The sequence below is a fragment of the Bradyrhizobium sp. 155 genome, assembly GCF_023101105.1.
Taxonomy (GTDB): domain Bacteria; phylum Pseudomonadota; class Alphaproteobacteria; order Rhizobiales; family Xanthobacteraceae; genus Bradyrhizobium; species Bradyrhizobium canariense_D.
Genome location: NZ_CP064704.1, coordinates 7,810,666 through 7,830,153 on the forward strand (window position 1 = coordinate 7,810,666; position 19,488 = coordinate 7,830,153).

20 protein-coding genes are annotated in these 19,488 nt (G+C 65.3%); 9 read left to right on the forward strand and 11 right to left on the reverse strand.

Annotated features, from left to right (window positions below):
* Positions 1-67: 67 nt before the first annotated feature.
* From IVA93_RS36995 to dnaK, 8 genes are all read right to left on the reverse strand, one after another.
* A complete protein-coding gene (locus IVA93_RS36995; RefSeq protein ID WP_018459599.1) occupies positions 68-691 on the reverse strand; it encodes a 2,3-bisphosphoglycerate-dependent phosphoglycerate mutase in 624 nt (207 codons plus the stop codon).
* Positions 692-772: 81 nt separating this feature from the next.
* Entirely contained in the window at positions 773-1,588 is an 816-nt protein-coding gene (gene dapB, locus IVA93_RS37000) for a 4-hydroxy-tetrahydrodipicolinate reductase (RefSeq protein WP_018459600.1), read from the reverse strand.
* A 258-nt stretch (positions 1,589-1,846) separates the two neighbouring features.
* Positions 1,847-2,158, reverse strand: coding sequence for a DUF1330 domain-containing protein (locus IVA93_RS37005; protein WP_018459601.1), 312 nt, complete (start codon positions 2,156-2,158; stop codon positions 1,847-1,849).
* 23 nt (positions 2,159-2,181) lie between these two features.
* Entirely contained in the window at positions 2,182-2,892 is a 711-nt protein-coding gene (gene pyrF / locus IVA93_RS37010) for an orotidine-5'-phosphate decarboxylase (RefSeq protein ID WP_018459602.1), read from the reverse strand.
* A gap of 6 nt (positions 2,893-2,898) precedes the next feature.
* Complete coding sequence (locus tag IVA93_RS37015; protein ID WP_026233850.1) at positions 2,899-3,477, reverse strand: NADPH-dependent FMN reductase; 579 nt, start codon at positions 3,475-3,477, stop codon at positions 2,899-2,901.
* A gap of 57 nt (positions 3,478-3,534) precedes the next feature.
* The gene (locus IVA93_RS37020) at positions 3,535-4,134 is read right to left on the reverse strand and encodes a class I SAM-dependent methyltransferase (RefSeq protein ID WP_007598495.1); all 600 of its coding nucleotides are present in this window, start codon (positions 4,132-4,134) and stop codon (positions 3,535-3,537) included.
* 88 nt (positions 4,135-4,222) lie between these two features.
* Positions 4,223-5,356 (reverse strand): molecular chaperone DnaJ, encoded by a 1,134-nt coding sequence (gene dnaJ / locus IVA93_RS37025; RefSeq protein WP_018459605.1) that lies wholly within the window; start codon positions 5,354-5,356, stop codon positions 4,223-4,225.
* Positions 5,357-5,631: 275 nt separating this feature from the next.
* On the reverse strand, positions 5,632-7,533 hold the full coding sequence (gene dnaK / locus IVA93_RS37030) for a molecular chaperone DnaK (RefSeq protein WP_007598490.1): 1,902 nt from the start codon (positions 7,531-7,533) through the stop codon (positions 5,632-5,634).
* Positions 7,534-7,927: 394 nt separating this feature from the next.
* Here dnaK and IVA93_RS37035 point away from each other — a divergent pair, with 394 nt between their 5' ends.
* Together IVA93_RS37035 and pncA are read left to right on the forward strand one after the other, a co-directional pair.
* On the forward strand, positions 7,928-8,869 hold the full coding sequence (locus IVA93_RS37035; protein WP_018459606.1) for a hypothetical protein: 942 nt from the start codon (positions 7,928-7,930) through the stop codon (positions 8,867-8,869).
* Positions 8,870-9,015: 146 nt separating this feature from the next.
* Entirely contained in the window at positions 9,016-9,738 is a 723-nt protein-coding gene (gene pncA, locus IVA93_RS37040) for a bifunctional nicotinamidase/pyrazinamidase (protein ID WP_026233851.1), read from the forward strand.
* A 142-nt stretch (positions 9,739-9,880) separates the two neighbouring features.
* Here the strand turns inward: pncA and grpE are convergent, their stop codons facing one another.
* A complete protein-coding gene (gene grpE, locus IVA93_RS37045; protein ID WP_018459608.1) occupies positions 9,881-10,498 on the reverse strand; it encodes a nucleotide exchange factor GrpE in 618 nt (205 codons plus the stop codon).
* A gap of 96 nt (positions 10,499-10,594) precedes the next feature.
* Positions 10,595-11,683 carry a heat-inducible transcriptional repressor HrcA gene (hrcA, locus tag IVA93_RS37050; RefSeq protein ID WP_007598483.1) on the reverse strand — a complete coding sequence of 363 codons (1,089 nt, stop codon included), beginning with the start codon at positions 11,681-11,683 and terminating at the stop codon, positions 10,595-10,597.
* A gap of 181 nt (positions 11,684-11,864) precedes the next feature.
* Here hrcA and rph point away from each other — a divergent pair, with 181 nt between their 5' ends.
* The 3 genes from rph to hemW are packed head-to-tail and all read left to right on the forward strand — an operon-like array spanning position 11,865 to position 14,366.
* Positions 11,865-12,578, forward strand: a complete 714-nt coding sequence (gene rph, locus IVA93_RS37055) for a ribonuclease PH (RefSeq protein ID WP_007598482.1) — start codon at positions 11,865-11,867, stop codon at positions 12,576-12,578.
* Between the two features lie 11 nt (positions 12,579-12,589).
* A complete protein-coding gene (gene rdgB / locus IVA93_RS37060; protein ID WP_018459609.1) occupies positions 12,590-13,225 on the forward strand; it encodes an RdgB/HAM1 family non-canonical purine NTP pyrophosphatase in 636 nt (211 codons plus the stop codon).
* Positions 13,212-14,366 carry a radical SAM family heme chaperone HemW gene (gene hemW, locus IVA93_RS37065; RefSeq protein ID WP_018459610.1) on the forward strand — a complete coding sequence of 385 codons (1,155 nt, stop codon included), beginning with the start codon at positions 13,212-13,214 and terminating at the stop codon, positions 14,364-14,366. Before rdgB ends, hemW begins: the two co-directional genes overlap by 14 nt.
* Before the next feature lie 51 nt (positions 14,367-14,417).
* Here the strand turns inward: hemW and IVA93_RS37070 are convergent, their stop codons facing one another.
* On the reverse strand, positions 14,418-15,671 hold the full coding sequence (locus IVA93_RS37070; RefSeq protein WP_026233852.1) for a penicillin-binding protein activator: 1,254 nt from the start codon (positions 15,669-15,671) through the stop codon (positions 14,418-14,420).
* A 345-nt stretch (positions 15,672-16,016) separates the two neighbouring features.
* Between IVA93_RS37070 and rsmI the strand changes: the two genes are divergently transcribed.
* From rsmI to cpaB, 4 genes are all read left to right on the forward strand, one after another.
* The gene (gene rsmI / locus IVA93_RS37075) at positions 16,017-16,967 is read left to right on the forward strand and encodes a 16S rRNA (cytidine(1402)-2'-O)-methyltransferase (protein WP_018459612.1); all 951 of its coding nucleotides are present in this window, start codon (positions 16,017-16,019) and stop codon (positions 16,965-16,967) included.
* A complete protein-coding gene (locus IVA93_RS37080; protein WP_018459613.1) occupies positions 16,954-17,355 on the forward strand; it encodes a YraN family protein in 402 nt (133 codons plus the stop codon). The genes rsmI and IVA93_RS37080 overlap by 14 nt, the downstream gene beginning before the upstream one ends.
* A gap of 10 nt (positions 17,356-17,365) precedes the next feature.
* Positions 17,366-18,310 carry a glutathione synthase gene (gshB, locus tag IVA93_RS37085; protein ID WP_018459614.1) on the forward strand — a complete coding sequence of 315 codons (945 nt, stop codon included), beginning with the start codon at positions 17,366-17,368 and terminating at the stop codon, positions 18,308-18,310.
* 364 nt (positions 18,311-18,674) lie between these two features.
* A complete protein-coding gene (gene cpaB / locus IVA93_RS37090; RefSeq protein WP_018459615.1) occupies positions 18,675-19,478 on the forward strand; it encodes a Flp pilus assembly protein CpaB in 804 nt (267 codons plus the stop codon).
* Positions 19,479-19,488 lie beyond the last annotated feature (10 nt).

A 19,488-nucleotide genomic window follows, 5' to 3' on the forward strand; every position in this document is an offset into this window, starting at 1 on the left:
TAGTCGTCCTGGCGAAAGCCAGGACGACACCGAGTGCTTGGCGGGACTCAGTCGCGCGCGAACGTCTTTATCCCGCCAGATCCAGCTTCGATGCCACCGTCGAATCCGCATTGAGCCGGTAGATGATCGGCACGCCGGTGGCGAGCTCGCGCTTCAAAATGCCTTCGGGCGAGAGCTTTTCCAGCACCATGATCAGCGCGCGCAGCGAATTGCCGTGAGCCGCGACCAATGTGCGCTTGCCGTTGAGCACGCCGGGCAGGATCTCCTGCACGTAATACGGCAGCGCGCGCGCCAGCGTGTCCTTCAGGCTTTCGCCACCGGGCGGCGGCACGTCGTAGGAGCGGCGCCAGATCAGCACCTGGTCCTCGCCCCATTTCTTGCGGGCGTCATCCTTGTTGAGACCGGAGAGATCGCCATAGTCGCGCTCGTTCAGCGCGAGGTTCTTCGTCGTCGACAGGCCCTTCTGGTCGAGCTCGCCGAGAATGAGATCGAGCGTGTGCTGTGCGCGCGTCAAGACCGAGGTGTATGCAACGTCGAACACGAGACCCTGCGCCTTCAGCTTGCGGCCGGCTTCCGAGGCTTCCTTGACGCCGAGCTCGGTGAGATCAGGATCCTTCCAGCCCGTGAAGAGGTTCTTCAGATTCCATTCGCTCTGGCCGTGCCGCACCAGCACGAGAAGACGTTCGCTCATCGACTGCTTTTCCGTTTCGTTCGTTGTTTAAGCATGATCTTGTCGGAAAACCGCTTCACACTTTTCCGGATCATGCTTCGTTCAGATGTCGGACAGGCCGAGTACGTCGGCCATGGAGTAGTGCCCCGGCTTCTTGCCATGCGCCCAGAGCGCGGCTTTCAGCGCGCCGTGGGCGAACAGCATGCGATCCTCCGCGTGATGCGACAGCGTCAGGCGCTCGAACGCGCCGAGGAAGCTCACGCTGTGATCGCCGGCCGCGGTGCCGCCGCGCAACGACGCAAAGCCGATGTCGCCGGGCTTGCGTGCGCCGGTGATGCCGTCGCGGCCGCGGTCTGCATGCTCGTCGAGCGCGATGCCGCGGCCGCTAGCTGCGGCCTGGCCCAGCATCAGTGCCGTGCCCGAGGGCGCGTCGATCTTCATGCGGTGATGGGTCTCGACGATCTCGATGTCGAAGCTCTCGTCGAGCGCCTTGGCGACTCGCTTGACCACAGCGGCAAGCAGATTGACACCCAGGCTCATATTGCCGGACTGCACCACGACGGCGCGGTTGGTGACGCTCTTGATCACGGCGTTGTCGGAGCCCGACAGGCCGGTCGTTCCGACCACGTGCACGAGGCCGCGCTCGGCGGCGATCGCGACATTGGCGAGGGTCGCCGCGGGCACGGTGAAATCCAGAATGCCGTCGGCGTCCTTCGACATCGCCCAGAGATCGCCGGAGAGTTTGATGCCATTGGCCGGCAGACCTGCCAGCACGCCGGCATCCTTGCCGAGCAGCTCCGAGCCCGGCGCCTCCAGCGCGCCGGCCAGCACCGCGCCTTTGGTCTCGGCAATCGCCCGCGTCAGCGCCCGGCCCATCCGGCCGCCGGCTCCAGCAACGATCAAGCGCATATCGGACATGGTGCGATCCTCTCACGGCCGTTGTAGCGGGGGGATGCAGTTCCGGCAACCGAGGGGGATTAGGGGCAGGTCGCCTGCGGCCATCCTTCGAGACGCCCGCCTGTGGCGGCCCTCAGGATGAGGTCGCGTCTTGCGGCAAGATATCAGACCCTCATGGTGAGGAGCCCGCAAGGCGGGCGTTCCGGACGATGCTCTGCATCGCCGGGCGAACCATGCAGGCCGAGCATTTCGGCAAGAGTAATAAGAGGAGTTCGCGCCTCAGCCGTCTGACGGTTGCGGGCCGTCATAGCCCTCGATGACGATGAGGTCGGCGACGGAGTGCGGCTGGCGCACCTTGATGTTGGCCTGGTATTCCGGCGAGTTGTAGCAGGCGATCGCGGTCTCGTAGTCCGGGAATTCGATCACGACATTGCGGGTGCGGCTGGCGCCTTCGACGGTGGTGAACTTGCCGGCGCGGACGACGAAGCGGCCACCCCATTTCTTGAAGATCGGACCATTGGCGACGGCATAGGGCTTGTAGCCCTCGTCACTGCTCACGTCGACGCGTCCGATCCAGTAGCCTTTTGCCATTGTTCTTCTCCCTGTGTTGGTAGTTAGCCGAGCGCTTGCGCGATCTCGGCCTGGATGGCCTCGGCGATCGCCCTGGAGTCCGTGGCTTCCACCACCGGCCGCCCGACCACGAGATAATCCGCGCCGGCCGCAATCGCGCGGCCCGGCGTCATGATGCGTTTCTGGTCGCCGCTCGCGGCGCCCGCCGGCCGGATGCCGGGGGTGACGAGGCTCATCTGGTGGCCGACGATCTTGCGCAAGGCTCCGACTTCCTCGGGCGACGATACCAGCCCGTCGATGCCGAGCACCTGCGCCTGCTGCGCGCGCGCTTCGACGAGCTCGGAGACGCCGAGCCGGAAGCCTGCCGCGTGCAGATCGTCCTCGTTGTAGGACGTCAGAACAGTGACGGCGAGGATCTTCAGGTTCGAGCTGCCGCGACCTTCGACGGCACCCTTCATGGTCTGCGGATAAGCGTGCACGGTGAGGAAGGTCGCGCCGAGCCTTGTGATGCTGTCGACGCCCTGCGCCACGGTGTTGCCGATGTCGTGCAGCTTGAGATCGAGAAAGACCTTCTTGCCCTGGTCGGCGAGCTTGCCGACCAGCGGCAAGCCGCCGGCATAAGCGAGCCGATAGCCGATCTTGTAGAAGGTGACGCTGTCGCCGAGCCGGTTGACCATAGCTTCCGCGGCATCAACGCTGGGCAGATCGAGCGCGACGATCAGGCGGTCTTTCGGGGCAATCTCGGCTGGCGTCATGTCACCTCACATCATGCGTTGGGAAACGTCGATCAACTGCCGCACCAGTTCCTTCAACGCGGCGATATCGCCCTCGTGCTTCAGCCTGTCCATATCGTCATAGGCCTGGTCGGCAAAGGCGAGCGTCAGCTGGCTGGCAATCACATTGGCGTGGCAGGAGGTCAGGATCAGCCGCAACGCCTGCAGCGCGCGAGCCGCGCCAAGCCGGCTCTGCGAGGCGCCGGCGAGCGCGAAGACGCGGTTGCGGAACACCTCGCCGCGCGGCTCGTGCAGCTCATGCACGCGGCTGACCCAGTCGATCGCGTTCTTCAGCAGCGGCGGCACCGAGGCGTTGTATTCGGGCGAGACGATCAACACGCCATGATGCGCGCCGATCATGCGCTTGAGATTGATCGCGTGCTTCGGCACACCGGATTTGGCCTGCAGGTCGCCGTCATAAATCGGCAGCGGAAAATCGGCGAGCGAGATCCGGGTGACGTCGACACCGGCCTGATCGAATGCATAGGCAGCGACCGCTGCCAGCTTCGCATTTTGCGAGCCGGTGCGCAGGGAGCCGGGAATGATCAGAATTTTCGGTGCGGACATCCGCTTCCATGCGTTCGGCGAAACGAGACCGCCACGCAAACAGGAATGCCGGCGGAATTAGTCCTTGCGATACACCCAGACGCGGGCCGGCGGAAGGTTCATCCAGATCCGTTCGGAGGCCTCTGTGGACACGCCGGGCAGCGATTTCGGAATCGGCGGCACCACCGCATAGGTGAACTGGACGAAGGGCGCACCGGGCGCCAGGGCCGTGAAGGCGTCGCGGATGAGCCGCAGCCGCGTCAGCATCGGTTTTGTGACCAGCGGCAGGCCGGAGACGACCGCGGAGGCCGGCGCGCTCAGCACGTTCCACAGGGTGTCGCGCAGACGATAGGCATCGCCCTGCACCACCTTGGCCTGCGGATAGCGGTCGCGCAGCAGGGCGCAGAAGCCCGGATTGTATTCGACGAGGACGAGACGTTTCTGATCGACGCCGCGCTCGACCAGGGCCGAGGTGATGGCGCCGGTGCCGGGCCCAAGCTCGACCACCGGTGCGTCCGAATTGACGTCGACGTAATGGGCCATGGTCCGGGCCAGCAGCTTGCCCGACGGCATCACCGCACCCATGTGCAGGGGCTTTTCGATCCATGACCGGAGAAAACGCACCTCGTCATCGAGACGGGGCTTCTTCAACGCACGCGCGGACGATGGCAATGGCATGTCGGGACCGGCCGGGACCGCGGGACCGCGGCGTGTCAGAAAATGGTCATAAAGACGTATAGGCCGAAAGCGGCACGGTCAAGACGCGTCAACTCGCCCGATTACCGAAGAAATCCTTGACCTTGGTGAAGAAACCCTCGGATTCCGGCTGGGTGTTGCCGGAGGAGAGTTTGTCGAACTCGGCCAGCAATTCCTGCTGCTTTTTGGTGAGATTTTGCGGGGTCTCGACCACGACCTGAACGTACATGTCGCCCATCTGGCGCGAGCGCAGCACCGGCATGCCTTTTGATGCGATGCGGAATCGACGGCTGGACTGGGTCCCCGCAGGGACCTTCACCTTGGTCTTGCCCTTCTCGATGGTCGGCACCTCGAACTCGCCGCCAAGCGCCGCCGTCACCATCGAGATCGGCACGCGGCAATGCAGATCGGCGCCGTCGCGCTGGAAGAACTGGTGCTGGGCCAGCGACAGGAAGATGTAGAGGTCGCCGGGCGGGCCGCCGCGGACCCCGGCCTCGCCCTCGCCGGCAAGCCTGATCCTGGTGCCGTCCTCGACTCCAGGGGGAATGTTGACCGACAGCGTCCGCTCGCGGGTGACGCGCCCCTGACCCGAGCAGGACGGGCAGGCGTCCTCGATCATCTGGCCGCGGCCCTGGCAGCCCGGACAGGTTCGCTCCAGCGTGAAGAAGCCCTGCGACTGCCGTACGCGTCCGGCGCCGCCGCAGGTCGAGCAGGTCTTCGGCTTGGTACCGGCCTTGGCTCCGATGCCCGAGCAGGCTTCGCAAGTGACCGAGACCGGGATCTCGATCTGCGCGGTCTTGCCGCCAAAAGCTTCCTCGAGCGTGATTTCCATGTTGTAGCGCAGGTCGGCGCCGCGCTCGCGGCCGCCACGGCCCCCGCGCTGTCCGGCCATGCCGAACAAATCTTCGAAAATGTCGGAAAAGGAGGAGGCGAAGCCCGCGCCGAAACCGGCGCCGCCACCGCCGCCCTGCTCGAAGGCGGCATGGCCGTAACGGTCATAGGCGGCGCGCTTGTCCTTGTCTTTCAGGACCTCGTAGGCCTCGTTGATTTCCTTGAACTTGACTTCGCTGGTGTTGTCCCCGGGATTACGGTCGGGGTGAAACTTCATCGCCAGCTTGCGGAACGACGATTTCAGCGCGGAATCGTCGGCATCGCGTTCGACTTCGAGGGTTTCGTAGTAGCAGCGCTTGGTGGACGTGGACATGATGAGCTCGGTCTATCCGATCGCGATTCAAGTCGGAGCGAAGCAACGTCGCCATGCAGCGATATAAGCACCCTTCCGCCTCGCGGCAGAGGATTGCACGGCAGTGTTCAGAATAACGGCTGGGAATTGATCGATCGTAACGGCCCCGATTTTATCAGTGCCGATTTTATCAGTGCCTTGGCTTGTCGAGCCCGACACGATGGCCTCCCCCGCGAGGGAGGAGGCCGTTGGCGTGTGGAGGGTCCAAGCCGTCCGCATCATCACCCTCGCGGGGTTCAGGCGGACTTCTTGTTGGTCTTGTCGTCGTCGACTTCGGTGAATTCCGCGTCGACGACGTCGTCCTTGGCCGCATCCTTCTTGGCGTCGGCCTCGGCCTGCTGCTTGTACATGGCCTCGCCGAGCTTCATCGAAGCCTGGGCCAGCGTTTGGGTCTTGGCCTTGATCGCTTCGGCATCGTCGCCCTTCAGCGCTTCCTTGAGGTCGCTGACGGCATCCTCGATGGCGCGGCGCTCGGTCTCGGCGACCTTCGAACCGTGCTCGGCCAGTGCCTTCTCAGTCGAATGCACCAGTCCATCCGCGTCGTTTTTGGCAGTCACGGCCTCGCGGCGCTTCTTGTCCGCCTCGGCATTGGCCTCGGCGTCCTTGACCATCTTCTCGATGTCGGCTTCCGACAGACCGCCGGAGGCCTGGATGCGGATCTGCTGCTCCTTGGACGTGGCCTTGTCCTTGGCCGAGACGTTGACGATACCGTTGGCGTCGATGTCGAAGGTCACCTCGATCTGCGGCATGCCGCGCGGGGCCGGCGGAATGCCCATCAGGTCGAACTGGCCGAGCATCTTGTTGTCGGCCGCCATTTCACGCTCGCCCTGGAAGACGCGGATGGTGACCGCGTTCTGGCTGTCCTCGGCGGTCGAGAACACCTGGCTCTTCTTGGTCGGGATCGTGGTGTTGCGGTCGATGATGCGGGTGAACACGCCGCCCAGAGTCTCGATGCCCAGCGACAGCGGGGTCACGTCGAGCAGCAGCACGTCCTTGACGTCGCCCTGAAGCACGCCGGCCTGGATCGCGGCGCCGATCGCCACGACTTCGTCTGGGTTGACGCCCTTGTGCGGCTCCTTGCCGAACAGCTGCTTCACGACTTCCTGGACCTTCGGCATGCGCGACATGCCGCCGACCAGCACCACTTCGCCGATCTCGGCGGCGGTGAGGCCGGCATCCTTCAGCGCCTTGCGGCAGGGCTCGACGGTCTTCTGAACGAGGTCATCGACCAGCGCCTCGAACTTGGCGCGGGTGAGCTTCATCGTCAGATGCTTCGGGCCGGTCTGGTCCGCGGTGATGAAGGGCAGGTTGATCTCGGTCTGCGTCGTCGACGACAGCTCGATCTTGGCCTTTTCGGCGGCTTCCTTTAGGCGCTGCAACGCGAGCTTGTCGTTGCGCAGGTTGATGCCCTGCTCCTTCTGGAATTCGTCGGCGAGATAGCCGACCAGGCGCATGTCGAAGTCTTCGCCGCCGAGGAAGGTGTCGCCGTTGGTCGACTTCACCTCGAACACGCCGTCGCCGATTTCGAGAATCGAGATATCGAACGTGCCGCCGCCGAGATCGTACACGGCGATCGTGCCGGCCTTGGTCTTGTCGAGGCCGTAGGCGAGCGCGGCCGCGGTCGGCTCGTTGATGATGCGCAGCACTTCAAGGCCCGCGATCTTGCCGGCGTCCTTGGTCGCCTGGCGCTGGGCGTCGTTGAAGTAGGCGGGCACGGTGATGACGGCCTGGTCGACCTTCTGGCCGAGATGGGCTTCCGCGGTCTCCTTCATCTTCTGCAGGATGAACGCCGAGACCTGCGAGGGCGAGTAGGTCTGGCCGTCGGCCTCGACCCAGGCGTCGCCGTTGGAAGCCTTCACGATCTTGTACGGAACGAGCTTCTTGTCCTTCTCGACCATCGGGTCGTCGTAGCGGCGGCCGATCAGGCGCTTCACTGCGAAGAACGTGCGCTCGGGATTGGTGACGGCCTGGCGCTTGGCCGGCTGGCCGACGAGGCGCTCACCGTCGTCCGTCACGGCGACGATCGAAGGCGTCGTGCGCATGCCTTCGGAATTCTCGATGACTTTGGCGTTCTTGCCATCCATTACGGCGACGCACGAATTCGTGGTGCCGAGGTCGATCCCGATGACCTTTCCCATGGTCCTGTATCCTTGTTTTTGCGGCAGGCTGGCTGGGCCCAGAAGGCACCCGAACCGAAACCCCCTAAGATCAAACATTCGCGATATTGCGATGGTTGGGGGTCATATAGGAGGGGGGGAGGTGCCTGCAAGGACCGAACGCAAGTTTCGGCCGTGAAAACATTGGGTTTTGGAAGAACATATCCGGGCTGCACCGCCCTTGCGGGTGAGGAATTATTAACAGGTCCGCGATTGGCCGGCATCCGCTACCGCATCCCGCCCCGCCCTGTTGCGGCCAGACCAAAACCGTTAAAAGGCGGGCAGCCGGCCGGGCTCGTCCTCGGGCTGCCTCGCGCGACAAAGCGGCCGGCTGGCCACCATCGAACGGCCTCAATGTGAACCAATCAGAGTGCCCATGAAGCTGATCCGCCCCCTCGCCGCGCTCGCCCTCCTCGTCGCCTCTACGCTTCCGGCTCTGGCCGCCGACGCCGTTTTCCCACCCGGCTTGCGCCTCGGCATGGTGCCATTGGTCGGCCTCAGCACGGCCAAGACCTTTCCCGGCTTCGAGAGCGAGGACGGCAACGTCAAGGTGCTGATCACGGAGCTGCCGCCGGCCGCCTATGGCGAGGTCGTGAGCGCCTTCAACTCCAACCCGGCCGGCACCAACGGCGTCAAGCAGGACAAGATCGAGACGCCCGCGGGCGTGGCCTATTTCACCACGGAGAGCGGCAAGGCGGGCGAGACGCCAGTGCGGCGCTATTCGATGATCGTGCCGGGCGCCGGCTTCTCCGGCTACGTCGCGGTGCAGATTCCGGAGAATGCGATCAAGATCTACACCGACGAGGCGGTGCGGCAGATGTTCGCGAGCGTCGTCACCCGGAAGCAGGTCTCGGCCGAAGAGCAGATCGCACTGATGCCGTTCAAGATCACCGATCTCGCCGACTTCAAGGACGTCCGCACGCTGGCGCCGGGCTCGAGTATCATCCTGGCCGACGGCGACGAGAGCTCCGGCTATGAATCGAAGCCGTTTATCATCCTCGGCGTGATTGGCGCCACACCGCAAGCCGCCGACGACCGCGCCCGCTTCGCCCAAGAGGCGGCGCTCCAGATTCCCGGCGTGCGCGAGTCGCGCGTCACCATGTCCGAGCCGATCCGCATCAGCGGCCAGCAGGGTTTCGAGACCCGGATCGACGGCGTCAGCGGCAAGGACAAGACGCCGGTGACCGTGGTGCAGTGGATCCGCTTCAGCAGCGGCGGCGCCTCGCTGCGCATCATCGCCAGCGCCCCGCGCGAGCAATGGCCGGCCGCCTTCACCCGCTTCCGCGCGGTCCGCGACGGCATCCAGCCGAAGGGCTAGCAGCATCCGCAAGCGGGAGAGGTGCACCGAACCCGCGGCTCAAGCCCAACCACTCACCAAAGCCGGCTGCATTTTCGGGCTTCTGTTCGTATACGAACGGAACTAGGCTCCCCCTCCGTTGAGTTCATCCTGGAGGGAGGCGAATGATGCTGGATCGGCGACAAGTCTTGGCGGCGCTCGGGACGAGCGCGCTCGTGGCGCTCGCGCCAACCGCAATTCTGGCAGCGGCATCGATCAAGCCGGACGATGCATCCGCGCTGCTCGTGATCGACGTGCAGAATTGCTTCCTGCCCGGCGGCAGCCTCGCCGTGAAGGAAGGCGAGCAGGTGGTGCCCGTCATCAACAAGATCTCGAAAGCATTTTCGAACGTGGTGATGACGCAGGACTGGCACACGCAAGGCCATATTTCCTTCGCGTCAGTCCACGCCGGCAAGAAGCCGTTCGAGACCGTCGATCTTCCCTACGGCAAGCAGGTGCTGTGGCCCGACCATTGCGTGCAGGGCACCGACGGCGCCGCGCTGTCGAAAGACCTTGCGATCCCGCACGCCGAGCTCATCATCCGCAAGGGTTTTCACAAGGACGTCGACAGCTATTCGGCCTTCCTCGAAGCCGACGGCAAGACCTCGACCGGTCTCGCCGGCTATCTGAAGGCGCGCAAGATCAAGCGCGTCTTCGTCGCGGGGCTGGCGACGGATTTCTGCGTCGCCTGGACCGCGCTCGACGCGCGCAAGGCGGGCTTCGAGGTCTATGTGGTGGAAGACGCCTGCCGCGGCATCGACAATCAGGGTTCGCTGGCAAAAGCCTGGGCCGACATGGCAAAGGCCGGCGTGAAGCGGATTCAGTCCGCGGATATCGCGGCGAGCGCGTAGGCCCGGTCAAAAAACTGCAAGACCCTCAGCCTGAGGAGCGCGCTTCTTCGCGCGCGTCTCGAAGGATGAAGGCCGCGCTGCAGCAGCGCGGCCTGCATGGTTCGAGACGGCGCTGACGCGCCTCCTCGCCATGAGGATCGACTTAGTTGGCCGCGCCGTTCGGCTCGTTGCTGTTGGCAGCGGGCGCAACCTTGGCGCCGCCCTTGGCGACACCGACCAAGGCGGGACGCAGCACGCGCTCGCCGATGGTGTAGCCGGCCTGCATGACCTGCACGACCGTGCCTGCGGGCACCGACGCATCGGGCACCTCGAACATCGCCTGCTGGAAGTTCGGGTCGAACTTCTGGCCCGAGGGGTCGAACTTCTTCACGCCGTGTTTTTCCAGCGCGCTGAGCAGCGAGCGCTCAGTCAGCTCGACGCCCTCGATCAGCGAGGCGAGGCCTGCATCGGCCGCCGCACGGGCTTCGGCCGGAACGGCATCGAGCGCGCGCTGCAGGTTGTCGGCGATGTCGAGCACGTCGCGGGCAAAGCCGGTGATGCCGTAGAGGCGGGCATCCGCGACCTCCTTGGTGGTCCGCTTGCGCAAATTCTCCATTTCGGCCAGCGTCCGCAGCATGCGGTCGCGCGCCTCGGCGACTTCCTTCTGCAGAAGCTCGACGGAGCCGGGCTCGGGATCGTCGGGCATGATGTAGGGTTTTGACACCACGGGCTCGCCGGCCGCAGCACTCGTGTCTTCGGGTTGCCGGTCTCGATCGGTCATCGGCTCTCTTTTCGCATTCGTCTCAGGGGGTTTCTGGCCCGGATATCGTGCTTCGGGCGGCGAAAATCAAGCGCCCGTGATCGGCCCGGCCGCCGGTCAGCCCCCCAAGAGCCGGCTGACGATGCGGGCAGCGTAGTCCACGGTGGGGATCACGCGGGCATAATTCAGCCGCGTCGGCCCGATCACGCCCAAAACGCCGACGATATGGCCGGCGGCGTCCCGATAGGGCGAGATGATGGTGGACGAACCCGACAGCGAGAACAGCTTGTTCTCACTGCCGATGAAGATCCGCACGCCTTCCGCGGTTTCGGCCCGGCCGAGCAGGTCGATCACGCCGCGCTTGGTCTCGAGATCGTCGAACAGCAGGCGAACGCGCTCGAGATCCTCCAGCGCATGCAAATCCTCGAGCAGATTGGCGTGGCCGCGGACGATGAGCTGACGATCCTCGTTCTCGCCGCCGGACCAGCTGGCGATGCCGGCCGAGATCACCTTGTGCGTCAGCTGATCGAGCTCGGTGCGCGCCTCTCCGAGCGCGGTCTCGAGCTCCAGCCGCGCCTCGGCCAGGGTCCGGCCCCGAATGCGGGCATTGAGGAAGTTGCCGGCTTCGGTCAACGCCGAGGATGGAACTCCCGGCGGCAGCGTCAACACGCGATTTTCGACCTGCCCGTCCTCGCCGACCAGGATCACCAATGCCTTTTCCGGTTCCAAGCGGACGAATTCGATATGTTTCAGCCGCGCATTGGATTTCGGCGTCAGCACGACGGCGGCGGCGCGGGTCAGGCCGGAGAGCCGCGTCAATGCCTCCTCGAGCGCAGCCTCCACCGATTGCGCGTGGCCGACGGAGGTCAACTGGCTCTGGATCGCCTGCCGTTCACTGTCATTGAGGTCGCCGACCTGCATCAGGGCATCGACGAAGAACCGCAGGCCAAGTTCCGTCGGCAATCGGCCGGCGGAGGTGTGCGGGGCGTAGATTAGGCCAAGCTGTTCCAGATCGGCCATGACGTTGCGGACCGAGGCCGGCGAAAGCGGCATGGCAATCAGGCGCGAAATATTGCGCGAGCCCACCGGCTCCCCGGTCGCGAGATAGCTTTCGACGATTTGACGAAAGATGTCGCGGGAACGCTCGTTGAGCTGGGCGAGGCCCGCGCGCGGCGCGATCAGATGGATCGGATCGTGATGGGCCACAGACGGTAACTCCTCTAAGACACAGGTAATTTGTCTATCCCGGATGCTTCTGACAAGCGTGGCGTTGGCGGATTGGAAATCGGGGGTGAAGAAGGCCTCGATCTTCCCCCTTGCCGCCCACCCTCACCCCCCCTACAAGCACCGCCAACAGCACTTTTTTGAGAGTTTTGGAGGATTTCCCATGCGGCCAAGCCGCCGTGCGCCCGACGAATTGCGCCCCGTGACGCTGGAGCGCGGCGTGGTCAAATATGCGGAAGGCTCGTGCCTGGTGAAATTCGGCGACACCCACGTGCTGGTCACCGCCACGCTGGAAGACCGCCTGCCGCCATGGCTGAAGGGCCAGGGCCGCGGCTGGGTCACCGCCGAATACGGCATGCTGCCGCGCGCGACCTCGGAACGCACCCGCCGCGAGGCCTCCGCCGGAAAGCAGAGCGGCCGCACCGTCGAAATCCAGCGCCTGATCGGCCGCTCGCTTCGCACCATCATCAATCTCGAAGCGCTCGGTGAGCGCCAGATCACGGTCGATTGCGACGTGCTCCAGGCCGACGGCGGCACCCGCACCGCCTCGATCACCGGTGCCTGGGTCGCGCTCGCCGATTGCGTCAGCTGGATGAAGGCGCGCAACATGGTCAAGGCCAATGTGTTGCGCGACAACGTCGCCGCGATCTCCTGCGGCATCTACAAGGGCACGCCCGTGCTCGACCTCGACTATGCCGAGGACTCCGAAGCCGACACCGACGCCAATTTCGTCATGACCGGCGATGGCCGCATCATCGAGGTCCAGGGCACCGCGGAACGCGAGCCATTCACGGAAGCCGAGTTCCTGGCGTTGATGGCGCTGGCGCGCAAGGGCGTCGCGCGTCTCGTGGACTTGCAGAAACTGGCGGTAGCGTAGTCAATAGCCCGATGCACCGCCGAATCACCGGAAAGCTGGTTATCGCGACCCATAATCCCGGCAAGCTCGCCGAGATGAAGGAGCTACTCGCGCCTTACGGCATCGAAGCAGTGTCGGCCGGCGAGCTCGGCCTTCCCGAGCCGGAAGAAACCGGAAACGATTTCCGCAGCAATGCCGCGATCAAGGCGATCGCGGCGGCGCAGGCAACGAAGCTGCCGTCTTTCGCCGATGATTCCGGCATCGTGGTCGACGCGCTCGACGGCGCGCCCGGCATCTACTCGGCGCGCTGGGCCGGCCCGAACAAGGATTTTGCCGCAGCGATGGCGCAGATCGAGCGTCTGTTGCAGGAGCGCGGCGCGACCACGCCGGCCAAACGCAAGGCGCACTTCGTTTCCGCGCTCTGCGTTGCATGGCCCGACGATCATCTCGAAGAGGTCGAGGGGCGCGTCGACGGCACGCTGGTGTGGCCGCCGCGCGGCACCGCCGGCTTCGGCTACGACCCGATGTTTTTGCCCGACGGCCATAGCCGCACCTTCGGCGAGATGGAGAGCATCGAGAAGCACGGCCTGCCGCCGCTCGGTCTCGGCCTGTCGCATCGTGCCCGCGCCTTCGTGAAACTGGCGGAGATCTGCCTTGAGCCGCGCTAAGGAAGCCTTCGGCGTCTACGTGCACTGGCCGTTCTGCCTGTCGAAGTGCCCCTATTGCGACTTCAACAGCCACGTTCGCCACGCCCCGATCGACGAGCCGCGGTTTGCGTCAGCATTCGCGCGCGAAATCGCTGCGACCGCCGAGCGCGCGCCCGGACGCGAAGTCACCTCGATCTTTCTCGGCGGCGGTACGCCCTCGCTCATGCAGCCTGCAACCGTCGGCGCTGTGCTCGACGCCATCGGCAAGCACTGGACCGTGGCGAAAGACGTCGAAGTCACGCTGGAGGCAAACCCGACCAGCGTCGAGGCTACGCGCTTCGCCGGCTATCGCGCCGCCGGCGTCAACCGCGTCTCGCTCGGCGTGCAGGCGCTCGACGATGCCTCGCTGAAAGCGCTCGGCCGCATGCACAGCGCGCGCGAGGCCCTCGATGCCGTCGCTATCGCGCGCCGCTCGTTCGATCGCTATTCGTTCGACCTGATCTACGCCCGTCCCGACCAGACGCCGGCGATGTGGGCCGATGAATTGCGTCTCGCGATCGGCGAGGCGGCCGAGCATCTGTCGCTCTATCAATTGACGATCGAAGAAGGCACGCCGTTCTTCGGCCTACATCAAGCCGGCAAGCTGAAGACGCCGGATGAAGCGGTCGCACGCGCGCTCTACGACGTCACGCAGGAGACCTGCGACAGGCTCGGCCTGCCCGCCTACGAGATTTCAAATCACGCGCGGCGCGGCGCCGAGTGCCGGCACAATCTGGTCTACTGGCGCGGCGAAGAATATGCCGGCATCGGCCCCGGCGCCCATGGCCGCCTCGACATCGACGGTATCAGGCACGCGACCGCCACCGAGAAGCGCCCCGAAGCCTGGCTGATGCGGGTCGAGACCAACGGCCACGGCGTCGTCACCGACGATCTCCTCAACAGCGAAGAGCGCGCCGACGAATTCCTGCTTATGGGATTGCGCCTCGCCGAGGGCATCGACCCCGAGCGTTACAAAGCGCTCTCCGGCCGCTCACTCGATCCCAAGCGCATCACGCTGCTGAGCGAAGAAGGTGCAATCACGGTGGATGCAACGGGACGGCTGCGCGTGACGAGCAGCGGTTTTCCGGTGCTGGACGCGGTGGTCGCGGATCTCGCGGCGTAAAGTCTCTCCATCGTCGTCCTGGCGAAAGCCAGGACGACGTCGAGGAAACAGCTACGCCCCAAAGCTCTTCGGCGAGCCCGCGACCGCAACGCCGCCGCCGGTCGTGACCTTCATCACCGCCAAGCCCCGCTCATTGGTGCCGTCGGCGCGAAAGCGGAACAGGCCGTCGATGCCGGCAAAGCCGGAGGGATTGGTGAGCACGTCCGACGAAAAGCGCGTCGTGCCCTGCGTACGCGCCAGCGCGGCCACCAGGGCGACCGCATCATAGGCAAGCGTGGCGGTGCGCACGGGCTCGGCGCCATATTTGGTGCGATAGCGGCCGGAGAAGGCGCGGAAGCCGGCCGGGTCCGGCGCGGCGTAGAGGCCGCCTTGCAAGTTGGAGCTGGCATAGACGCGCGGACTGTCCCACAGGCCGGTGCCGAGCAGCTGGATATTGCGCAGATTCGCACCCGCCGCGCTCATCGCATCGGCGACCGAGACGACGGCGTCGCCATCATCGGCGATGAACAGCGCATCGGCGCTGCCGAGCTGCTGCGCCACGGTCCGGGCCGGCGTGGCGCGATCGGCGCCGTATTTCTCGAACGCGACGATGCGCCCTCCGCGGCGCGGCACCGCCGCCTTCACCGCGGCCTCGACCACATTGCCATAGGCATTGTCGGGCACGAGCACGGCGACGGAGCGCTTCCCGATGCTGGCGGAATATTCGACGATGCGGTTGACGTCGGACTCCGGCAGGAAGCTCAGCAGATAGACACCGCGGCCGGCGATGCTGGAATCGGTCGAGAACGCCATCACCGGGATGCCGCGCGTGCGCGCGATCTGCGCCACCGCAGGCACCGACTGCGCGAATAGCGGCCCCAGGATGATCTCGGCGCCCTCATCGACCGCCTGCTGCGCACTGGCCTGCGCGCCCTGCGGGCTACCATTGTCGTCCTTGATCAGGAGCTGGATGTTGGGATTCTGGAACTCGGCCAGCGCCATCTCGGCGGCGTTGCGCATCGACTGCGCGGCAAGGCCGGCATTGCCAGATGCCGACAGCGGCAGGATCACGGCAACCTTCACCCCGCCGGTGCCGGCGGTCGTCGCCTGTTGCGGCGGGCCGGCCGGCTGGGCCGGAGGCGGGGAGGAACTGCTGAACGGATTGGAGAACTGGCTCAGGCTCTGCTGCACGCCGGCGCAGGCCGACAGCAGCGGCGCGCCGAGCAACAGACCGAGCGCGCTTCGCCGCGTCGCCCCTGACATCAGGGGCCCCTGAACGGGAGACTCCTCCGAAAAGGAGGATCTGGGATCACGTGGGCCCGTCATGACAGTTTCTCTTCCGACCGACCGTCGCCAGCCGGTCACGACATTCTTTCCACGACACCGGCCATGGATTCAGGCATATTGTCGGCAAATAGTTAACTCAAACAAAAGGATAATGCCCGCTTAACGCGGCTTCCTTTCAAGTTCTGGCTAGCTGTCCGCCGTCCGTCACCCAGCATCAAGGCGGCGTTTCCGCCGCGAATATGGCGCTGACGCTTCATTCCCTGGGGAATGTGATGCCGAATGGATCACATTCCAGTCCTGCCTCGCCCCTTGCCTCGCCCAGGCACGATCTTTTTCCGGGGACCGGTTCCCAGCCCCGGGGATCATACCTAAGTTCGTCTGATTATGCGCGCAAAGCCGTCCCCGACAAACACACCTGAGACGACGGAGGCCGCCTCGCGCGGTTTCTCCGTCGACGCCCATCGGCTTGTCGCGCCGAAGGCCGCGCCTGGCCTGCACCTGGTGGCGACCCCCATCGGCAATCTCGGTGACATCACGCTGCGGGCGCTGCAGACCCTCGCCGGGGTCGACGTCATCGCCTGCGAGGACACCCGCATCACGCGGCGTCTGACCGAGCGCTACGACATCTCTGCGCAGCTCAAGCAGTATCACGAGCACAACGCTGAAGCGGCCCGTCCGAAGATCCTGGAGCGGCTTTCGCAGGGCGGCTCGATCGCGCTGGTGTCGGATGCCGGCACGCCGTTGATCTCGGACCCCGGCTACAAGCTGGTGCGCGAGGTCTGCGCCGCCGGCCACGCGGTCTACGCGCTGCCCGGCCCGTCCTCGGTGCTGGCGGCGCTATCGGTCGCAGCGCTGCCGACCGACCGCTTCTTCTTCGAAGGCTTTCTGCCTTCGAAATCCGCCGCGCGAAAGTCGCGCGTGGCCGAGCTTGCGCGCATCGATGCGACGCTGGTGATGTTCGATTCCGGCAACCGCGTGCAGGACACGCTCGCCGAGCTCGCCGAGATCATGGGGACCCGGGAAGCCGCGATTTGCCGCGAGCTGACCAAACTGCACGAGCAGATTTCGCGCGCGACGCTGCGTGAGCTGGCGCGCGATGCCGACACGCTGGAGACGCGCGGCGAATTCGTGCTGGTGATCGCTCCGCCTGCGGCGGATGCCGAGATGCTGACATCGGATGCGCTCGACGACGTCCTGCGTGAGCAGCTTGCCGCGAACAGCGTCAAGGATGCGGTGGCGCATGCGGTCGCCCTCTCGGGCCGGCCGCGCCGCGAGGTCTATGCCCGCGCGCTTGAGCTTGCCAAAGATCTGCGGGGCGGCGATGGCGAAGACTGACGTCCCGTCGGAACCGAAAATCGCCTCGCCCGAGCGCGTCGCCGCGTTCCACACCGGCATCTCTGCGGAAAGCCGCGCTGCGGCTTATCTCATGGCCAAGGGCTACCGCATCCTCGCCAAACGTTACCGCACGCCGCATGGCGAGATCGACATCGTGGCGCGCCGCCGCAATTTGATCGCCTTCGTCGAGGTCAAGGCGCGCGCGACGCTGGACGACGCCGCCTTCGCCGTGACGCCGCGCCAGCAGCAGCGCATCATCGATGCCGCGCAAGGCTGGCTCGTCGCGCATCCCGAGCATGCGGAATTTGAAATGCGATTCGATGCCATGCTGATTGCGCCGAAACGACTTCCACGCCATGTGTTGGCGGCATTCGACGCCTCGACCTGAAAGGCAGACCATGAAACTGAACGTCGCCGTCCAGATGGACCCCATCGCCCGCATCAACATCAAGGGCGATTCCACCTTTGCGCTGCTCCTGGAGGCGCAGAAGCGCGGCCACGGCCTGTCCTATTACACGCCCGACAAGCTCTCGATGGTCGGCGAGGAAATCGTCGCTCCGGTTCAGCTGCTCACCGTGCGCGACGAGCCCGGCAATCATTTCACCCTGGGCGAACCCAGGCGCGAGGCGCTCAACAGCTTCGACGTGGTGTTGCTGCGCCAGGATCCGCCGTTCGACCTCGCCTACATCACCTCGACGCACCTTCTCGAACGCATCCATCCGAAGACACTCGTCGTCAATGACCCCGCATCGGTGCGCAACGCGCCGGAAAAGCTGTTCGTGATGAACTTCCCGCAGCTGATGCCGCCGACGCTGATCTCGCGCGATCTCGACGAGATCAACGCCTTTCGCGACAGGCATGGCGCCGTCGTCATGAAGCCGCTGCACGGCCATGGCGGCGCTGCGGTGTTCCGCGTGATGCCGCAGGACATGAATTTCGGCTCGCTGTTCGACATGTTCTCGGTGACATTCAAGGAAGCCTGGGTGATCCAGCAGTTCATCCCCGAGGTGAAGCACGGCGACAAGCGCATCATCCTGATCAACGGCGAGTTCGCGGGCGCGGTGAATCGTGTCCCGGCCGCCGACGACCTCCGCTCCAACATGGTGCGCGGCGGCGCTGCGCAGGAGACCGAGCTCACGCCGCGCGAGCGCGAGATCTGCGCTACCGTCGGCCCGGCGCTGCGCGAGCGCGGGCTGTTGTTCGTCGGCATCGACGTCATCAACGGCAACCTCACCGAGATCAACGTGACCTCGCCGACCGGCATCCGCGCCATCGCGCGGCTCGGCGGACCGGACGTTGCCGCAAAGCTCTGGGACGTGATCGAGCAAAAGCGCGCGAAGTAGCCGCCGGCCCGTAGCCCGGATGGAGCGCAGCGAAATCCGGGATGCCACATCATGTTCAGCGGCCCCGGATTGCGCTTCGCTCCATCCAGGCTACGTAATGCATGCGCGGCATCACCCCACACACCACTAACCACCCATTCACCATGACGCCGCGCGCATCATTCGAACGCAGTGGCCGCACTGCGTGAAACTACGGGGCCGGTGGCCGACCGGCTAACGCGACGTTCACCATCTGCCGAAAGACCACAGCGCGGCCGTCGATCACATTCGGCCTCGCAACACCGCTTATACTTTTGCTGCCTACTCATCGATGTCGGGGAGCCCGCCAGGTGCGGTTCGAGTGCCCCGCGTAGAGTAGAAGCGTATGAACACCGCACGCATTGTCGTTCTCGTCATCGCACTGGGCGCCGGCGGCGTCGCTGCGTATCTGGCGAGCGGCTATGACAACAAGCCCGCGCCCGTTCTCCCCGTCGCCGAGAAGCTGCCGACGGTCGAGGTCCTGGTCGCCAAGAACGACATCCAGCTCGGTCAAGCCGTGAAGCCCGAGGACCTGCAATGGCAGCTCTGGCCGGCGGCGACCGCGAGCAGCGCCTTCATCCGCCGCGACAACAGGCCCGAGGCGCAGATCCAGATTGCAGGCTCGATCGCACGCGTGCCGTTGATGCAGGGCGAGCCAATCCGCGAGCAGAAGCTGGTCAGGGCCGACGGCTCCGGCTTCATGGCCGCGATCCTGCCGTCGGGCATGCGCGCCGTCTCCACCGAGATTTCAGCCGAGACTGCCGCCGGCGGCTTCATCCTGCCGAATGACCGCGTCGACATCATGCTGACCCGCCGCCTGAAGAATCCTGACGGGGCCGCCGGTAACGACCTCATCCTATCCGAAGCGATCCTGACCAATATCCGCGTGCTCGCGATCGACCAGGCGCCGAAGGAAAAGGACGGCCAGAACGCCGTCGTCGGCAGGACCGTCACGCTCGAGCTTAAACCCGACCAGGTCGCCGCGCTATCGGCAGCGCGCCAGGGCGGCACGCTGACACTCGCGCTGCGCAGCATCGTCGATGCCAACTCGGTCGACAGCACGCCCGAGGACCAGGCGAGCAAGCGGTCCGGCGGGGTCAACGTGATCCGCTACGGCGTACAGGCGCGGCAACTGACGTCACAGAAGTGATGGGGACATG

What these genes read in the sequence shown, in the direction of transcription:
- IVA93_RS36995 (WP_018459599.1), bottom strand. Translation starts at nt 691, where the DNA reads ATGAGCGAACGTCTTCTCGTGCTGGTGCGGCACGGCCAGAGCGAATGG.
- dapB (WP_018459600.1), bottom strand. Translation starts at nt 1,588, where the DNA reads ATGTCCGATATGCGCTTGATCGTTGCTGGAGCCGGCGGCCGGATGGGC.
- IVA93_RS37005 (WP_018459601.1), bottom strand. Translation starts at nt 2,158, where the DNA reads ATGGCAAAAGGCTACTGGATCGGACGCGTCGACGTGAGCAGTGACGAG.
- pyrF (WP_018459602.1), bottom strand. Translation starts at nt 2,892, where the DNA reads ATGACGCCAGCCGAGATTGCCCCGAAAGACCGCCTGATCGTCGCGCTC.
- IVA93_RS37015 (WP_026233850.1), bottom strand. Translation starts at nt 3,477, where the DNA reads ATGTCCGCACCGAAAATTCTGATCATTCCCGGCTCCCTGCGCACCGGC.
- IVA93_RS37020 (WP_007598495.1), bottom strand. Translation starts at nt 4,134, where the DNA reads ATGCCATTGCCATCGTCCGCGCGTGCGTTGAAGAAGCCCCGTCTCGAT.
- dnaJ (WP_018459605.1), bottom strand. Translation starts at nt 5,356, where the DNA reads ATGTCCACGTCCACCAAGCGCTGCTACTACGAAACCCTCGAAGTCGAA.
- dnaK (WP_007598490.1), bottom strand. Translation starts at nt 7,533, where the DNA reads ATGGGAAAGGTCATCGGGATCGACCTCGGCACCACGAATTCGTGCGTC.
- IVA93_RS37035 (WP_018459606.1), top strand. Translation starts at nt 7,928, where the DNA reads ATGAAGCTGATCCGCCCCCTCGCCGCGCTCGCCCTCCTCGTCGCCTCT.
- pncA (WP_026233851.1), top strand. Translation starts at nt 9,016, where the DNA reads ATGCTGGATCGGCGACAAGTCTTGGCGGCGCTCGGGACGAGCGCGCTC.
- grpE (WP_018459608.1), bottom strand. Translation starts at nt 10,498, where the DNA reads ATGACCGATCGAGACCGGCAACCCGAAGACACGAGTGCTGCGGCCGGC.
- rph (WP_007598482.1), top strand. Translation starts at nt 11,865, where the DNA reads ATGCGGCCAAGCCGCCGTGCGCCCGACGAATTGCGCCCCGTGACGCTG.
- rdgB (WP_018459609.1), top strand. Translation starts at nt 12,590, where the DNA reads ATGCACCGCCGAATCACCGGAAAGCTGGTTATCGCGACCCATAATCCC.
- IVA93_RS37070 (WP_026233852.1), bottom strand. Translation starts at nt 15,671, where the DNA reads ATGACGGGCCCACGTGATCCCAGATCCTCCTTTTCGGAGGAGTCTCCC.
- rsmI (WP_018459612.1), top strand. Translation starts at nt 16,017, where the DNA reads ATGCGCGCAAAGCCGTCCCCGACAAACACACCTGAGACGACGGAGGCC.
- IVA93_RS37080 (WP_018459613.1), top strand. Translation starts at nt 16,954, where the DNA reads ATGGCGAAGACTGACGTCCCGTCGGAACCGAAAATCGCCTCGCCCGAG.
- gshB (WP_018459614.1), top strand. Translation starts at nt 17,366, where the DNA reads ATGAAACTGAACGTCGCCGTCCAGATGGACCCCATCGCCCGCATCAAC.
- cpaB (WP_018459615.1), top strand. Translation starts at nt 18,675, where the DNA reads ATGAACACCGCACGCATTGTCGTTCTCGTCATCGCACTGGGCGCCGGC.